The following is a 16,816-nucleotide window of genomic DNA, read 5'->3' as shown; positions in this document are numbered from 1 at the left end:
TTCCTAATCAGTTTGTTTTTTAGCGCGCGGGTGTGTGTTGTCGTACACCTTGGCTAAATGCTGAAAATCTAAATGGGTATACACTTGTGTGGCCGACAAGCTGCTGTGGCCAAGCAGTTCTTGTACAGCGCGTAAATCACCCGACGATTCTAAAATATGTGATGCAAATGAATGGCGTAACTTATGCGGATGCACCTGTGAGCTAATCCCTTGCTTTATTCCCCACTCTTGCATACGCAAACGCACTTGGCGAATTGAGATACGATTTTTTTGGCTACTTAAAAATACGCCGGGCTCGTCTTGTTTTGCAAATTGAGGCCGCACGGTTAACCATTTTTTTAATGCTTCTAATGCCTTCGTTCCCACGGGAATAAGGCGTTCTTTGTTACCTTTACCACGCACTAATATTTCACCACTTTTGGCATTAATATCTTGCATGTTAGCGCCAACTAACTCGCTAATACGTAAACCTGATGAGTACATAAGTTCCATCATGGCTTTATCTCTGACTGCTAAAGGGTCGTCGTCGGGTATTTCGAGCAACCGCGCCATTTGATCAACATCAAGATTTTTAGGTAAAGGCTTGGCAAATTTGGGCCCTTTAATGCCGGTCGCAGGGTTATGATAATGCGATTGCTGTGCAATATTTTTGGCTTTTAAAAACTTATATAAACTTCTGATACAGCTCAATTTTAAGCTAATGGTTCGGCCACTTAATTGTTTGGCGCGTAAAGCCATACTGTAGCGGCGAATATGCTCTGCTTGTACGCCAAACCAGTCATCGCATAATTTATTGAAATAAAGCGCTGCAAAGCCAAGTTGGCTGACATATTGATTGACGGTGTGCGCTGAATATTGTTTTTCAAATTTTAGGTAGTCGCTAAATAGCGTAATGGGTGTGCGCCAGTTGTCACTTAATTCGCTTATATTAGGCGCATCATCACTCATGCGAGTTTTTGTAACCTTAGTTGCAGGGCGCTAATAAAATCCAACATAAATAGGTTGTCTTGTGCGGGTTCAAAATGGTTCACGTTGTTGCTGCCAAATGCCAGTATGGCACTAGGCTGCTTTGCATCGCCAATTAAATAAATAGCCGCAGATTGCGTGTCATCTCTAAAAAGTAATGCACGCTCTTGCGTTGTAATACGCCCTAAATAATACCCAGAATTGCTGAGGCGATGTTCAATGAGTTCGTCAAAGTCAGGAGTGTATTTTAATAATTTGAAGTCGCTTATGTCGTCATTTGAGCACACAATAGCGTGTAAGTTTTTAGCGATTGCATCAAAGTCATCATGGCGCCAAAGTTGGCGATGGCATTGGCTAAGTAAACAGTACACTCGCTCATTTTGAACAGCATGTTTACTCATGGTGTCGATTTGCTTTTTTAAACGTGTATTGTGCTCACGCAATTGGCGATGTTGAATATGCACGAGTGACGTTGCCCCTTGCGCTTGCTGCTGCAACTCTAGCTGAGCAAGCACATCTGGGTGTTTAACTAAAAAGTCAGGATTTGCGAGCAGGTAGCTAGTAATTTGCTCCTCGCTCAGCTTACTCATAATGCAACTTGTCCGTCGAACACGTGCTCAGCGGGGCCTGTCATTCGTACCGGATGACCTTCTCCACTCCAGCGTATTTGAAGAGTGCCACCAGGGAGGTCGACTTGTACCGCGCTTGAAAGCTTACTTTGCATATGCCCAATGACCATAGCTGCACACGCGCCTGTTCCGCATGCGAGTGTTTCATTTACGCCGCGCTCCCATACTCTTAGCTTTATATGCTCTTGCGATATAACTTGCATAAACCCAATGTTAGCGCGCTGTGGAAAACGTTCGTGGTTTTCAAGCAGTGGACCTAATACATCGACCTGCGCTGTCGTAATATCGTCAACTTCAAGTACACAGTGTGGGTTCCCCATAGAGACTGCGCCACTAAATACGGTGTGTTCTTCTGCCCTTATAATGTAGGTGAGTTCACGTTTGCTGGCTTTAAGCGGTATTTTGCTTGGCTCGAAATTAGGGTGCCCCATGTTAACCGTGACTTGGCCGTCTTTTTCTATGTATAGCGTTAAATTACCCGATTTGGTTGATACGCTAATTTTGTGTTTGTTAGTCAGGCCTTTCATACGAACAAAACGTGCAAAGCAACGTGCGCCATTCCCGCATTGTTCTACTTCGGTACCATCGGCATTGAAAATACGATAATGAAAATCGAGATCGGGGGAGTATGGCGCTTCAACCATGAGTAATTGGTCAAAGCCAATGCCAAAGTGGCGATCAGCCAGCTTTTTAATTTGATCTCGTGATAAAAATACATTTTGTGTAATATTATCAATAACAACAAAGTCGTTGCCTAAGCCGTGCATTTTGGAAAAATTAACTAACATAGCGCTCTAATTCGTGTTTGCTCTGTGGTAATCATGCCACAGAGCAGCTAGTTGGCAAAAACGTTTATGGTAAAATTTTCTCACCTTGATAAAGACTCTCAATGGTTTCACGTTCGCGGATAAGATGGTGCTGCTGACCGTCTACCATTATTTCAGCTACGCGTGGGCGAGAGTTATAGTTTGAACTCATTGTAAAGCCATATGCCCCAGCACTGCGCTGCGCGAGTAAATCGCCTTGTTTAAGCGCTAGTTCTCGGTCTTTTCCTAAAAAGTCACCGGTTTCGCATACGGGCCCAACAATATCAAAGTTGTGAGTTGGCGTATCGTCATCACGAACCGACACAGGAATAATTTTTTGCCACGCTTGATAAAGAGAAGGGCGAAGCATGTCGTTCATGCCAGCATCAACAATGGCAAAAAACTTACTTTGGTTTTGTTTAATAAACTCAACCTGCGTAATTAATACCCCTGCGTTTGCTGCAATCGCACGACCTGGTTCAAAAATAAGTTCTAAATGGCGGTAGTTTTCTAGGCGAGCGGTTACTTGCTCAGCGTATTCACTAGGATGAGGTGGTTGTTCGTTGTCGTAAGGGACACCTAACCCACCACCTATATCTAAATGGCTTAATTCTATCCCGACATTTTTTAGCTCATCTATTAACGCAAGGAGTTTGTCTAGCGCTTCTAAAAATGGTTTTACTTCGGTTAACTGCGAACCGATATGGCAATCTACGCCTATTACGTTTAAGCCTGGTAAAGCATCAGCTTGTTGATAAACACTTACAGCGGTTTGAATATCAATGCCAAATTTGTTTTCTTTCAGACCTGTGGAGATATAAGGGTGCGTTTTAGCATCTATATCGGGATTTACGCGAATAGAAATTGGCGCCACTAAGTTAAGCTCGCACGCAACCTCTGAAATACGCTCTAATTCAGAGGCTGATTCAACGTTAAAGCATTTAATCCCTAATTTTAATGCGTACGCTATTTCGTCAGCGGTTTTAGCAACGCCTGAAAAGACCACCTTACCGGCGTCTCCTCCGGCTTTAATTACACGCGCTAGCTCACCTTTTGAAACAATGTCAAAACCCGAACCTAAGCGCGCTAAAATATTTAATACGGCAATATTAGAGTTTGCTTTAACGGCATAGCATACCAAGCTTTTATGGCTTTTAGTCGCATTAGCAAACGCAAGGTAGTGGCGCTCAAATGTTGCGCGAGAATACACATAGCAAGGCGTACCATATTGCTGAGCAATTGCGGCAATACTTACATCTTCAGCAAACAATTGGTTGTTTTTATAGTTAAAAAAATCCATTTATTGCTCCTGCTTTACTGGGGTAGTGGGTTGCTTGGCCTGCGTGTTAGGCGTCATCGTGTTTTCTGGTTGGTTTTGCTGGGCCTGTTGTTCAGGCAAATATAACGGGCCGCTTTGTCCGCAGCCAGCTAATGCGCCAAATAGGGCCGTGCTAATTAATAGTTTTTTTAATTGTAAGGTATGTGTCGCTTTCATTAGATTAATATTGTTGCTGGCTTTATAATCGCAGAGTAACAGAATATCTAAAAAATGCAGCTATTCGCGGATGATTTTATTCCTGTTACACTAGCTGCATGTTTTTAACGCAATTACGTACCCAATATTAGGCGGCTCGCCTGCAAAGGAATCAACAATGACTGAACACGAATATCACCAATTAGCCGAAGCTCTTATGTTCACAATTGAAGAGCAAGTTGATGATTGTGAAGCCGATTTAGATTACGAATCAGCGCAAGGTATTTTAGAAATTATTTTTCCTGATAAAAGTAAAATTGTGATCAATAAGCAAGCGCCTCTTCATCAAGTGTGGGTAGCAACTAAATTTAATGGTCATCATTTTGAAATGCGTGACGGTCAATGGATTGATAACCGCTCTGGTGCAGAGTTTTGGGAGTTCATTAACGAAGCGTCAACTCGCCAAGCTGGCCAAGAAATTAAATGGCAATCGTCACTATGAGTTTAGAATTTGTTCAATACCCTGCACAGAGCGCTCATAAAGCTACCGTTATTTGGTTACATGGGTTGGGTGATTCGGGTGATGGGTTTGCCCCTGTAGCGCCGCAATTAAACTTACCAGATGAGTTAGGTGTGCGTTTTGTTTTTCCTCATGCACCTGTGCAACCGGTCACCATAAATGGCGGTATGGAAATGCGCTCTTGGTACGATATTAAGTCAATTGAGCTTGATAAACGTGCCGATGAAGAAGGTGTTAGAGAGTCTGCCGAAAAGGTAGAAGCCCTTATAAATACAGAAATAGCAAACGGAATACCAGCTAACAAAATTATTTTGGCAGGCTTTTCACAAGGTGGTGTTGTGTCGCTTCACTTAGCACCACGTTTTGAGCAAAAGCTAGCGGGTGTTATGGCATTGTCTACTTATATGTGCGCGCCGCATAAATTCACAGATGAAGTAAAGCATACCGATTTAAATGTATTTATGGCACATGGTAGCCAAGATAACGTGGTACCAATGAGTGCGGGTAAAAGTGCATTTGATGTATTAACAGCACATAACATGGATGTAAGCTGGCAAGAATACCCAATGGCACATCAAGTATGTGCAGAAGAGTTACACGCTATTCGCCACTGGTTAATTGCCCGTTTAAGCTAATTTTGGAGCCGCTGAGGTCAATATGAGTCAAAAAATAGTTATTAAAGCAAATGTAAAACGCGAGCCACAAAACAGCCTACCTACGGTAAGTTATGAATGGCATTGGCGTCGTATTGTGAGTTTGGCTATGTTGATAGTAATGACATCTGCGGCCGTGATATATGGTTTAACCAGCTCAGTAAATGCAGATCAAGGCGCTCACCCCAATGAACAAACAGAGCTTTTAATTTCTAATAGCACACAAAGTAATGAGGTCATTGAAAGCCCAATACACGATGAACCCAATAGCCAGTCGCAAATAAGTGCTGCCAATACTGACGGGTTAGCTGCAAAGCAAATGGTCTCTGCTGAAGATGTTGTTAACATCGATATCTCAAACAAAAGTAACCCAGAGCCAGTGACCGTTCAGCCTGAGTTAGATAATGTAATAGTAGCTCTGCAAGCTGCTGAGTTGGCTAACACATCTAACAGCGAAATAATTTCATCAACACAAAACAGCGATGCACAAAGCGAAGTTAACCCTTTACCCGAGCAATCTGCGGATATAGACACCTTACTAGACGCTCCGCAAAGCGATGATGTTACCTTATTTGGTACAGATAGATTTCCTGACAATGCGCATATTGCAAGTGTTGCATTAGGGGCCCAAATTGATACTGGTAAAATAAGCCGTGCGGTTCTGACTCGCAGTGTTGAAAAGCGAGAGCCTGTAAATGTGTTTGCGGCAGATGTGCGTATGAGTCAATTTGAAGGAACATTATCGTTTTTTAGTGAACTAAAAGGGCTTCAAGGTCAGCAAGTTAAACATATTTGGTATTTTGAAAGTGAGACAATGGCCGAAATTACACTTAATGTTACTTCGCCGCGTTACAGAACTTATTCAACAAAAAATATTATGAACACGCAAACAGGCCATTGGCGTGTAGACGTTGTTGACGAGCAAGGTAATTTAATTGCCCAAAAAGAATTTAGAGTGTTAGCTAACTAAATAATGCTAACCGCAGTAATTAATTGGATACCCCTATGACAGAAAAAACAAAATTAGTACGTATAGCAACTCGCAAAAGCGCCCTAGCGTTATGGCAAGCTGAGTTTGTAAAAGCTCAGCTAGAGCATTTTCATGATGATGTACGTGTTGAGTTAGTCCCTATGTCGACACAAGGGGATATTATTTTAGATACCCCATTGGCCAAAATAGGCGGCAAAGGGTTATTTGTAAAAGAGCTTGAGCAAGCCATGTTAGATGGCCGAGCTGATATTGCCGTGCACTCAATGAAAGACGTGCCTGTTGAATTTCCAGAAGGGCTAGCGCTTCATACCATTTGCGAGCGTGAAGATCCTCGTGATGCATTTGTATCAAATAACTTTGCCAACTTAAATGAGTTACCGAAGGGGGCCATTGTAGGTACATCTAGCTTACGTCGTCAGTGCCAAATTAGAGCACTAAGACCTGACTTAGAAATCAGTGATTTACGCGGAAACGTGAATACACGCCTAGCTAAATTAGATGATGGGCAATACGATGCCATTATTTTAGCAGCGGCAGGGCTTATTCGTTTAGAAATGGGCGAGCGTATTGCGGATTATATTGAACCAGAAGTATCGTTGCCTGCAAATGGCCAAGGTGCTGTAGGTATTGAGTGTCGAATTGAAGATGACGTAACTAAAGCGTTATTAGCACCGCTTGAACACGCACACACGCGTATTCGTGTTAACGCAGAGCGTGCCATGAACCGTCGTTTAGAAGGCGGTTGCCAAGTACCAATTGGCGCTTATGCGTTAGTTGATGGCGAGCAGGTTCATTTACGAGGGCTTGTAGGCGCAATTGATGGCAGCGAAATTTTACGTGACGAAGTTGCGGGTAATATTAACGATGCCGAAAAACTCGGAATAGAGCTGGCTGAAAAATTACTTGCTCAAGGCGCAGATAAAATTTTAGCTGACGTATACAGAGACGCATAAATGACACATATTCTGATAACTCGGCCAGAAGGAAAAGGTGTAGCCCTTGCTGAAAAACTTGAGCAAGCGGGTTATCAGACGTCGTTGTTTCCTGTTTTAAATATTAACTATTTAACGCCTTCTAGTACTCAACTAAGCCCACTTATTAATGCAGATAAAATTATTTTTATCTCTCAGGATGCTGTTAAAGCACTGGCACAATTAAAGCCCGATATAAACATTAAAGCGCAGTTTTATGCTGTAGGGCAGCAAACTGCCGATACAATATATGAATTATTTGGTGTGCGTGCAGCAACTCCTAAACAGTTCGATTCTGAAGGGGTATTGGCTCTTAAGTCGTTGGCTCAGGTCGATGGCAGCAATATTGTATTGGTCAAAGGGCAAGGTGGTCGACCCGATATAGCCAAGGTCCTAAAAGAGCGCGGTGCGTTTTTAAATAATTGTGTTGTTTATGAACGTGAGCCAGTATCCGATTTAACTAGTAACTGGACTGACCACTGGCAAAGCAACAATGTACACGGTATAGTCATAACAAGTAATGCAGCAGTTGATGCCATATTTACCCCCCTTGCTGCACAACAATTACAATGGTTACAACAGTGCCACTTTTATGTTGCCAGCGAGCGTATAGCCGCATATTTACAGCAACAACACGTAAGTTTGGCAAATATACATATTGCAGCAGGGGCTAGCGATAACGCTATGTTTACCTGTATTAATCAGCAAGGTAGCAGCATGAGTGAACAACCTAAGTCAATAACAACAGAAAACACAACATCAACAGCCTCGAGTTCAGCATCAGTTAAAAATGAGCCAGCAAGCGTAAAAAACAAACCAGCAAATGACAAACAAAAAGTTAGTAAAGTGGCTTCTCTTGCATTGTTAATATCGTTGGTTGTGGCCTCTGGAGTTGGTTACGAGTTTTATCAAAAGCTAAATGCAGGTAAAGCGCAAAATACATTTGTTAACGAACTTAGCGAGCAAAATAAGCTACTTCAGCAAGAGCTAGCGGTTCTTAAGTCTTCTCAAGTGAGCTTGCAACAAGCGCTATTTAATAGCGAAGAAAAAGTATCTGAGGCGTTAGCGCAAAGCACGCTTGAAAATCAGCAAGCATTAAAAAACGCACTACAAAAAGCGCAGCAACAAGGCTCATCTTTAAACCCACAAGAAGTAACTAGTTTGCAGCGTATGGCTGAATTTAAACTGTGGGCAGAAAAAGACTACCAAGGCGCAAGCGCTGTACTAAAGCGTTTAGACGGACTGTTAAGTGAGCACCCTGGTACAATTGAACTTCGCCAATCTATTATGCAAGACATACAAACGCTTGATAGTTTAAAACCGGTTGCTACCGAGGCTATTTATTTGCAGCTAAATAGTGTTCTTAACCGAATTGATGAACTGGTGTTTAACGCGGTCAATTTACCAGAGGAACCACGGGAAGTTGATGAAAATGCACTCAGCGAAGATATTAACGATTGGCAGCAAAATATCAGTAACAGTTGGAATAAAATTGTTGATAGTTTTATTACAATTAGGCGCCATGAAGGTATAGCAATTGAGCCATTACTAACTGATCAAGAGCGCAATTTAATTAACCAGCGAATTAAGCTTAATATAGCGCAGGCACAAGATGCGCTACTAAGTAAACAAGCCAGTATATATTTTAATGCATTAAGCGAAGCAAAGCGCTTAATTGGTGAATACTTTAAGCAAGATGATGCAGCGACTAAATCAACACTAAATACGCTATCTAAATTAGAAAAAGAACCACTTAATTTCAGCCAAGAGGTCACACTGCAAAGCACGCAAATGGTTAAGGAGTGGGCGCAATGATATGGCTAATTATTTTAATTGTAGCTGTTGTTGTTGTAATTGCGGTTACCCCTTTTGTACTTGACGAAAAAGGTTATGTGCTTATCTCGTTTAATAATACGACCATTGAAGGCACTATTGTTTCGTTTTGTATTATGGCTGTATTGTCTGCGGCAGTTTTATATATTAGTTACAAACTAACACGTTATTTATTATCAATTTATAGAAATACCAAGCATGGTTTTTTTGCCCGCAGTGAAGAGCGTAAATTCGCCGCAATTGAACAAGCCCTTTTCAGTGCTATAAATGACGATTACGAACAGGTAGAGCGCGCACTTTTTGATAACAGTGTGCCAGAAAAATTTGACGATATTCGTTTAGCGCTTTTAGCTAAAGCAGCACTTGCTAACAACGAGGCAGATAAAGCGCTTGAGCGATTATTTGAAATAAGCCCAGAGCAGCAATTAAAAGTAGCAAAGCTATGGTTGGCAAGTGGCGATAGCAGTGCGATTGAATCGCAGTTGCGTGTGAATGCAGAAGCTAAAAAAGCCACCGCCCTTGAACTTAAACTGTACACTGAGGTATTAGTACAACAGCAGCACTTTAGTGCACTTGAAGAGTTTTTACCCAAGCTACTGCGTAAAAAAGTGTTTTCTAGTGAGCAGTGGACGCGTGTATTTTCTGCCTATTTTTCGGCTCAATCAGCTGATGAATTAACAAATAAATACAAACAATTACCACGAAAACTACACACTCATGCACAGACTGCATATTTAACTCAAATGGCTGCAACAGGTCAGCTTGCCGTTATTGAGGGCGATTTAACTAAAATGGTTAAGCAAGCCAGCCAACATGATGAGCTTGCTGCTATTTTAAATAATGCAAACCATGGTGAAGCGCACAAGTTACAAGCCAGTATCCAAGATCGCCTTAAAAAAGACGACACCAATACAGCGCTGCTGTTGTCGCTGGCATGTCTTGCTAATGCACAAAGTGATTATGACTTAGCGGCACGTGTATTTGATAAAGCGCTTAATGGTGATAATAAACACCAATTTGCAGACCAAGCAGCCTTGAGTTATAAAAACACGGCACAGGCTGAAAAGGCACTCGTTTTATATAACAAATAAGTTTACTAGCTGATTAGTTATATATTTTAGGCACAGGTTATAGGCGTTTTATAAATGCTTTACCTGTGCTTTTTTATAGGTATTTTTTAAATTTAGCGAAACAATAAAAAAGTAAGGCGATACTATTTTTATACAGATTATTGTTAAGTGCGTGAATATTTTGCACAAAAAGCAGACATATGACCGCTTAATAATATTACAAAGCGTATAGACTTGAAAAATACCTCTATCTGCGTATTATGCGCAAAAATTTAATTAAACTGGGTGCTACTATGATCAATAGAAAACTACCTTTGCTAGATATTCACCGTCATTTAGATGGTAATGTTCGCGCGCAAACCATACTAGAACTTGGTCGTCAGTTTAATATTGATTTACCCGCAGATAACGTTGAACAATTAATTCCTCATGTTCAAGTTATAGATCCAGAGCCAAACCTAGTGGCTTTTTTACAAAAGCTAGACTGGGGCGTAACGGTACTTGGCGATTACGATGCATGCCGCCGTATTGCTATTGAAAATATTGAAGATGCGCAAGCGCAAGGCCTTGACTACGTTGAACTTCGTTTTAGCCCTTACTACATGTCGCAAAGCCAAGGTTTACACCCACAAGGTGTTGTAGAAGCCGTGGTTGATGGTATTAAATCAGCAACAAAGAATACCAATATTAAAGCAAACTTAATTGGTATTTTGTCGCGTACTTATGGTGTTAAAACGTGCCAGTATGAGCTTGATGCATTACTTGCGTTTAAAAATGACTTAGTGGCGGTTGATTTAGCGGGCGATGAAATTGGCTTTCCGGGTGAATTATTTATTGAGCACTTTAAGCAAGTGCGTGATGCGTATTTAGCGTCAACAATTCATGCTGGCGAAGCACTTGGCGCTCCAAGTATTTGGCAAGCAATTAATGAATTAGGTGCAAGTAGAATTGGCCATGGTGTAAAAGCAATTGAAGATCCAGGATTAATGGATTACCTGCGTGATAACCGCATTGGTATTGAATCGTGTTTAACCAGTAATATTCAAACCAGTACAGTTACCGACCTAGCTACGCATCCACTTAAACAGTTTTTAGATCATGGTATTCTTGCTTGTCTTAATACAGATGACCCGGCTGTTGAAGGTATTGAAATAGAGCATGAATATACCATTGCAGCACCCAAAGCAGGCCTGTCTCAGGCTGATATAGAAAAAGCCCAAGCTAATGCCTTAGAAATTGCATTTTTAAGTGACGGCGATAAAAAAGCACTACTAGCACAAGTGAGTGCACGTTAAGTAATGCAAATAAATATGCGGCTTTAAAGCTGCATATTTATAGATTTAACTTAAGCGATAGTTAAGAGATTTACTAACGCTCAGGTTTTAAATTAGTGCTCTTGGCAGCTAAGGTAGTTATCGTAAAGCGCTTTGAGTACGTCGGCACGATTTATCATCCCCACCACTTTTACGCCTTCTACTACAGGGTAGTTTTTTGGCTTACCTGGCTGCATTTGTTCAGCTAGTTCAATAATGTTTAAATCGCTACTCACTGTGACTACATTGGTCTGCATAAGCTGCGACACTTTTACAACCCCTTCGCAAAAATAACTACTTTGCATTAAAGGCTTTAATAGCTCTTGTTCTGAAATAAATCCGACTAGGCATTTTTCGTTATCGAATACAGGCGCACCAAGTAATTTAAATTTTTGTAACTCGGCTATGGCAGTTGTCATTTCAGTGTCTGGTGTTATGTTTGGCAACTTGCGTTGCATAAAATCTTTTACTTTTGTATTTAGCATTTGGGTCTCTCCCGCTGATGTTCTGTACAAAGTATGGTTTATAGATTGGATTTTAGGAAATTGTTTATATTGATGTGTTTGATAGGTTTAAGCTATTAAAACTTTAAAGTCATAAAAAAAAAGCACCCATAGGTGCTTATCATTAAATGATGCGATGAGTTTACTTTATAAATGCAAATGCATCGGCGTACATGTTTTCACGAATAGCGCCATGAGCTATAAAATCATCACGTACAATCCCTATCATGTCAAAACGACCTGCCATGTAAATGTCGTAAGGTTCTAGTGATACGATGTCTTGCATTACTGCTTTGTGCACAAAACCCGTGTGACCTTGCCAATTAGCTGATGGGTTTTCGACGACAGGAATAAATTCAAAATGCTCGTGGCTTTCTGCCCATAATTTCATTTCTTCATGTGCATATAATGCCGACTCTTCTTTAACACCCCAGTAAAATAGCACAGGGCGATCACAGTTTATTTCAGCTAGGTGATCAGCCATTGATTTTACATACGAAAAGCCAGTGCCACCGGCAAGTAAAATAATAGGTCGGTTACATTGCAAACGAAGTTGGGAAACACCTAATCCAGCCTCTATATCAACCATTGTTTTGTTTGAATGCGCATTACGTAAATGTTCAAGCGATTGCATTGCGTACGAGTCTGCACCAGAGGCACCAATGTGCAGCTCTATTTCATCACATTGTGATGGCCGGCTAGCAATAGAAAAAGCGCGTTTGTCTTTTTCACTTAACACCAGTTGCATGTATTGGCCCGCTTCAAAGGTCACAGGCTCTTGTGGCTTTAAAGTTACTTTGTTAACAAATTCTGTTAGTGGGCTGATAGCTACAACTTCAGCTTTTAATGTTTGCATTTTTTACCTTTTAGCAGCGCTTTTGATAGCAGATACGCAATTGAATGCATCGATTCTAGCATACCTATAGGATTATTTTATAGCCTGTTTATAGCTTACCCGAACGATGGTGAATAAATTATTGACCATCGCTGGGTTTGTTTAGTTGCTAAAGAATTTTAAGGCTATCCCAAATATCGTCAACACGTTCTTTGGTGGCTTTATCCATTACTATTGGTTCACCCCATTCACGGTCGGTTTCGCCTACCCATTTATTAGTCGCGTCCATACCCATTTTAGATCCAAGGCCCGATACCGGAGAGGCAAAATCTAGGTAATCTATTGGAGTGTTTTCAATCAACGTTGTATCACGCGCTGGATCCATGCGCGTTGTGATGGCCCAAATAACATCTTCCCAGTCGCGAGCATTTATATCGTCATCGCACACAATTACGAACTTGGTATACATAAACTGGCGCAAAAACGACCATACTCCCATCATTACGCGCTTAGCGTGACCAGGGTATTGTTTTTTCATTGTGACTACCGCCATGCGGTACGAGCAACCTTCAGGCGGCAAATAAAAGTCCACAATTTCGGGAAACTGTTTTTGTAATATTGGTACAAATACTTCATTAAGTGCAACACCTAAAATAGCGGGTTCATCAGGCGGACGGCCAGTAAATGTGCTGTGATAAATAGGATCTTTACGGTGTGTAATGTGAGTTACGGTCATAACAGGGAAGTCATCAACTTCGTTGTAGTAACCTGTATGGTCGCCATAGGGGCCTTCTGGCGCCATTTCGCCAGGCATAATATGGCCTTCAAGTACGATTTCGGCACTGGCAGGCACTTGTAAGTCGTTTGAAATTGACTTTACCACTTCAGTTCGGCTTCCACGCAATAGCCCTGCAAATGCATATTCGCTAAGCGTATCTGGTACAGGAGTTACTGCACCTAAAATGGTCGCCGGATCGGCGCCTAACGCCACCGATACTGGATAAGGCTGACCAGGGTTTTCTTTACACCACTCTTGAAAGTCGAGCGCGCCGCCGCGGTGCGACAACCAGCGCATAATTATTTTATTTTTACCTAATAATTGTTGGCGATAAATACCCAGATTTTGACGTTTCTTGTACGGCCCTTTTGTGACGGTTAAACCCCATGTAATCAAAGGGGCTGCATCACCTGGCCAGCAGTGTTGAATAGGTAGTTTTGTTAAGTCGACGTCATCACCTTGTAAAATCACTTGCTGACAAGGTGCTTTTTTGATTTCTTTAGCTGGCATGTTCAGCACTTTTTTAAATACAGGAATAGATCCAAGTGCTTCTTTAATGCCTTTTGGGGGCTCGGGCTCTTTTAAAAACGCGAGTAGTTTACCCACCTCACGAAGTTCATTTACGTCTGTTTGGCCCATCCCCATAGCCACTCGCTTCGGTGTTCCAAATAAATTGGTAAGCACCGGCATGCTGTGCCCTTTTGGGTTTTCGAATAATAAGGCTGGACCTTTTGCACGCAGTGTGCGGTCGGAAATTTCGGTCATTTCAAGATACGGGTCAATTTCTTGGGTGATGCGTTTAAGCTCACCTTTTTTTTCAAGTAAATTGATAAAATCGCGCAGATCTTTATATTTCATTATGGGCCGCTATTAAGCAAAAGAGTTGAACTATTATACCCATTTCATGCAAAGCAAGTCATTACACCTGCACTTAAAACTTAAAGCGCTCTACGGCACTTGTTAAAGAGTGTGCAAGTTGATTTACGTCTTCACTTTCGCTTGCTAGGGTGGTTGCGTTATTGGCATTTAAAGTGGCTTGCTCGGTCACCTTGGCCATTATTTTTTGAATATCATCACTGTTTGTTAACTGTTCATGAGAAGCTGTAGCAATTTGCTCACTCATTTGGTTAATTGACAGTAACGTCCCTTTTATACGCTCAACCGCTTTATTTAGTTCAGCACTGTTTTCAACACACTGTTTAGCTTGTTGTTGGCCATCGTTAATTTCTTTCTGCGTTGTTTTTGTGTGTTGCTGCAGCGTTTGGATCATGGTGTGAATTTCGCTTGTGGAGCTTTGTGTACGTGCCGCTAATGAGCGAACCTCGTCAGCAACCACTGCGAAACCTCGACCATTTTCTCCGGCTCTTGCCGCTTCTATTGCTGCATTTAAGGCAAGTAGATTAGTTTGCTCTGCAATGCTGCTAATAGTATTTACAATTGCGCCGATTAAATCTGTAAATTCGGCCAGCTCTTCTGTGCTACTTACCGCTTTATCTAATCGATTTAAGAGTGCTTCAATACTTAAACTGTTGTCGTTGGCTATTTGGTTTACGTCGTTAGCAAACTGAGAGGCGTTGGTAATTTCGTTAGATGCATTATCGGCCTGCTCATAGACCGCTTGCGAATTGTTTAGCATGCTATGCGCAAGGTCTGTGGCTTGTGCGCTTCGTTCTAATTGCTGCTGAGCAACAATGGTCATCTGTTGGCCCTTTTCACTTGTTTGAATGGCTGATTTATCAAGCTCGTGAGCATCATTACTAATCGCTTTTATAAGGTGGGTTAAATCATCGCTGAGCTTATTAATGTTGTTAAGTAAAGTGCCAAATTCATCTTTGCTACGCGGTTGGCTGCGTTTAGAAAAATCCCCCGAGGCAATACGTGCTAAATCGCTATTTACTTTTTTAAGTGGTTTTAGCATGGCGTTAGTTGTAAAAATTGAAATAACAATAAGTAAACCAATAAGTACAATCGCAATTATAATAACAGAGCTAGAGCCCATATTAATTGCCGACTTAGCACTGCTTTGCAGAGTTTTAAAACGCTCGTCAGCCAGTTTATTAAGCTGTAATAATTGGCTTTCTGTGTCTATAAACTCTTGTTGAAAACGCTCAAAACTTTGCTGTGCCATTTGGGTGTTTTCAAGCGCTTTATTTTGCTGGGCGTAAATACCGTCGGGCCCATTCAATCGTGTTCTTAAGTTATTAAATTGCTCGGTAAATTGAGCTGCGTTTAAACGCTCACCTAAGGGAGTGGCTTGCTGCTCTAAATACACAAAGTTTGGCTGGATGTTATCAAGTAAAAATTGGGTATCTTGTTGGTGGACGTTTAAGTCGCTGACACTGGTCGTTTGCGTAATACTTTTAATATTGTTGCTTAAATTAAAGAGTAAGTCGTCAATGCGTGTTGCTGTGCCAAATACAGAGTTTAGTAACGACTGCTGCTTTGCATTTATCTCTATGAGTTCTATATCGAGTAAGGCATTACTGAGGTTACTTAGCTCATCACCAAACTCTTTAATTAGTGAGGTAGCAGCCGACTGCGCCGTAAAACGCTGTTCTTTGGCATTAAACATGTTTGCGCTTGTTTTGCTTAGTTGCTCAAAGTTTTTTGAAGCGTCAACTAGCAAAGTTTGCATGTTTTGCTGACCTGTCAATTGCGGCTTAAGTGCATTGAGCATATTACTGAATTCTTGTTGCTCGCTAAGCGCTTCTTTTTTATTGGTCAGTAATAAATCAGGTTTTGTTTGACTATAAGCTAGTGCATTGAATTTGGTTATAGAGAGAAGCGATAATCTTAAGTCTTTACTTACTTGTTGAGCTGGAACAGCAAGGTTCTCTATTCGTGAGGTAGTCGTGCTTATTTTATTTAAGGACCAGTAAAAAAATAAGCTACTGATAAGCATTAATAGACCTATAGCACAAAAGGCTAAAATTATTTTATGTTTAATGGCAATAGAACGCATAACTTCATCAACAAAATTAAGACTTTTGTTAGTGTAGCAAGTTTTTTAATTTGTTGTTAGTAGCTTGTTATTTTAAGGTGCAGTGATATTTTTTGCCTAAAATTATAAGCATCGCTTCAGCGCCTTTTCCCCAAAAAAGTACTTTTTTATTTATATACTTATTTCCAGACGCGCTTTCTTCATGAGAAAGGTTGTATATTTTATTATTGAAGGTGAGCTCTGCTTCTTGGTTTTTTAACGTACTCAGTACTGCTTTCTTGTTATTACATACGTAGTGTGTGCTTGTTGTTTTTTTACTACATCCAATTAAACTGAGTAAGCAAGCCATTAAAACAAGTGTTGCTTTCATTTTCCCTTCCTTAATATATTTTACCCGCTATTTTACTTAAGAATAACAGGGCAAAATTAACCGTTGGTGAAAGGCGCGCTTTACGTTATGTTGATTAAATTATTTATAAGCTAGGGTCTGTTGATCTTTTCGGATTGAAATTTGTTCAAACTAGGGGCTATTT

17 protein-coding genes are annotated in these 16,816 nt (G+C 41.0%); 7 read left to right on the top strand and 10 right to left on the bottom strand.

The annotated features are described in order from the left end of the window. Nucleotides 1-3: 3 nt before the first annotated feature. The 5 genes from AC27I2_RS17250 to lptM form a co-directional block, all read right to left on the bottom strand. Nucleotides 4-948 carry a tyrosine recombinase XerC gene (locus AC27I2_RS17250; RefSeq protein WP_487204972.1) on the bottom strand — a complete coding sequence of 315 codons (945 nt, stop codon included), beginning with the start codon at nt 946-948 and terminating at the stop codon, nt 4-6. Then, nucleotides 945-1,556, bottom strand: a complete 612-nt coding sequence (locus AC27I2_RS17245) for a DUF484 family protein (protein WP_487204971.1) — start codon at nt 1,554-1,556, stop codon at nt 945-947. The genes AC27I2_RS17250 and AC27I2_RS17245 overlap by 4 nt, the downstream gene beginning before the upstream one ends. Beyond that, nucleotides 1,553-2,383 (bottom strand): diaminopimelate epimerase, encoded by an 831-nt coding sequence (dapF, locus tag AC27I2_RS17240; protein ID WP_010557932.1) that lies wholly within the window; start codon nt 2,381-2,383, stop codon nt 1,553-1,555. The genes AC27I2_RS17245 and dapF overlap by 4 nt, the downstream gene beginning before the upstream one ends. A 64-nt stretch (nt 2,384-2,447) precedes the next feature. Beyond that, nucleotides 2,448-3,701 (bottom strand): diaminopimelate decarboxylase, encoded by a 1,254-nt coding sequence (gene lysA / locus AC27I2_RS17235; RefSeq protein WP_058403723.1) that lies wholly within the window; start codon nt 3,699-3,701, stop codon nt 2,448-2,450. Beyond that, nucleotides 3,702-3,896: an LPS translocon maturation chaperone LptM gene (gene lptM, locus AC27I2_RS17230; RefSeq protein WP_058403724.1), complete on the bottom strand. Its 195-nt coding sequence runs from the start codon at nt 3,894-3,896 to the stop codon at nt 3,702-3,704. It abuts the gene before it with no gap. 157 nt (nt 3,897-4,053) lie between these two features. Here lptM and cyaY point away from each other — a divergent pair, with 157 nt between their 5' ends. From cyaY to add, 7 genes are all read left to right on the top strand, one after another. Beyond that, complete coding sequence (gene cyaY, locus AC27I2_RS17225) at nt 4,054-4,377, top strand: iron donor protein CyaY (RefSeq protein ID WP_058403725.1); 324 nt, start codon at nt 4,054-4,056, stop codon at nt 4,375-4,377. After that, a complete protein-coding gene (locus AC27I2_RS17220; RefSeq protein ID WP_138528111.1) occupies nt 4,374-5,030 on the top strand; it encodes an alpha/beta hydrolase in 657 nt (218 codons plus the stop codon). The genes cyaY and AC27I2_RS17220 overlap by 4 nt, the downstream gene beginning before the upstream one ends. A 22-nt stretch (nt 5,031-5,052) precedes the next feature. Next, nucleotides 5,053-6,018 (top strand): DUF2914 domain-containing protein, encoded by a 966-nt coding sequence (locus AC27I2_RS17215; RefSeq protein ID WP_487204970.1) that lies wholly within the window; start codon nt 5,053-5,055, stop codon nt 6,016-6,018. 35 nt (nt 6,019-6,053) lie between these two features. Then, on the top strand, nt 6,054-6,992 hold the full coding sequence (gene hemC / locus AC27I2_RS17210; protein ID WP_487204969.1) for a hydroxymethylbilane synthase: 939 nt from the start codon (nt 6,054-6,056) through the stop codon (nt 6,990-6,992). Continuing rightward, nucleotides 6,993-8,825 (top strand): uroporphyrinogen-III C-methyltransferase, encoded by a 1,833-nt coding sequence (locus tag AC27I2_RS17205; RefSeq protein ID WP_487204968.1) that lies wholly within the window; start codon nt 6,993-6,995, stop codon nt 8,823-8,825. Further along, nucleotides 8,822-9,934 carry a heme biosynthesis HemY N-terminal domain-containing protein gene (locus tag AC27I2_RS17200; protein ID WP_487204967.1) on the top strand — a complete coding sequence of 371 codons (1,113 nt, stop codon included), beginning with the start codon at nt 8,822-8,824 and terminating at the stop codon, nt 9,932-9,934. Before AC27I2_RS17205 ends, AC27I2_RS17200 begins: the two co-directional genes overlap by 4 nt. 272 nt (nt 9,935-10,206) lie before the next feature. Then, nucleotides 10,207-11,208: an adenosine deaminase gene (gene add, locus AC27I2_RS17195; RefSeq protein ID WP_058403748.1), complete on the top strand. Its 1,002-nt coding sequence runs from the start codon at nt 10,207-10,209 to the stop codon at nt 11,206-11,208. Between the two features lie 92 nt (nt 11,209-11,300). Here add and AC27I2_RS17190 read toward each other — a convergent pair whose 3' ends face one another. The 5 genes from AC27I2_RS17190 to AC27I2_RS17170 form a co-directional block, all read right to left on the bottom strand. Then, a complete protein-coding gene (locus AC27I2_RS17190) occupies nt 11,301-11,711 on the bottom strand; it encodes a CBS domain-containing protein (RefSeq protein ID WP_006792457.1) in 411 nt (136 codons plus the stop codon). A gap of 160 nt (nt 11,712-11,871) precedes the next feature. Next, the gene (gene fre, locus AC27I2_RS17185) at nt 11,872-12,585 is read right to left on the bottom strand and encodes an NAD(P)H-flavin reductase (protein ID WP_058403731.1); all 714 of its coding nucleotides are present in this window, start codon (nt 12,583-12,585) and stop codon (nt 11,872-11,874) included. A 148-nt stretch (nt 12,586-12,733) separates the two neighbouring features. Continuing rightward, complete coding sequence (ubiD, locus tag AC27I2_RS17180) at nt 12,734-14,200, bottom strand: 4-hydroxy-3-polyprenylbenzoate decarboxylase (protein ID WP_058551244.1); 1,467 nt, start codon at nt 14,198-14,200, stop codon at nt 12,734-12,736. Nucleotides 14,201-14,273: 73 nt separating this feature from the next. Continuing rightward, a complete protein-coding gene (locus tag AC27I2_RS17175) occupies nt 14,274-16,304 on the bottom strand; it encodes a methyl-accepting chemotaxis protein (RefSeq protein WP_487204966.1) in 2,031 nt (676 codons plus the stop codon). Nucleotides 16,305-16,371: 67 nt separating this feature from the next. Next, nucleotides 16,372-16,653 carry an MliC family protein gene (locus AC27I2_RS17170; RefSeq protein ID WP_487204965.1) on the bottom strand — a complete coding sequence of 94 codons (282 nt, stop codon included), beginning with the start codon at nt 16,651-16,653 and terminating at the stop codon, nt 16,372-16,374. Nucleotides 16,654-16,816: the final 163 nt, after the last annotated feature.

This window comes from Pseudoalteromonas sp. NH0006-46 (assembly GCF_057547735.1).
Note: the sequence above shows the minus strand (reverse complement) of the source record. Positions and strands in the feature narration are given on the sequence as shown.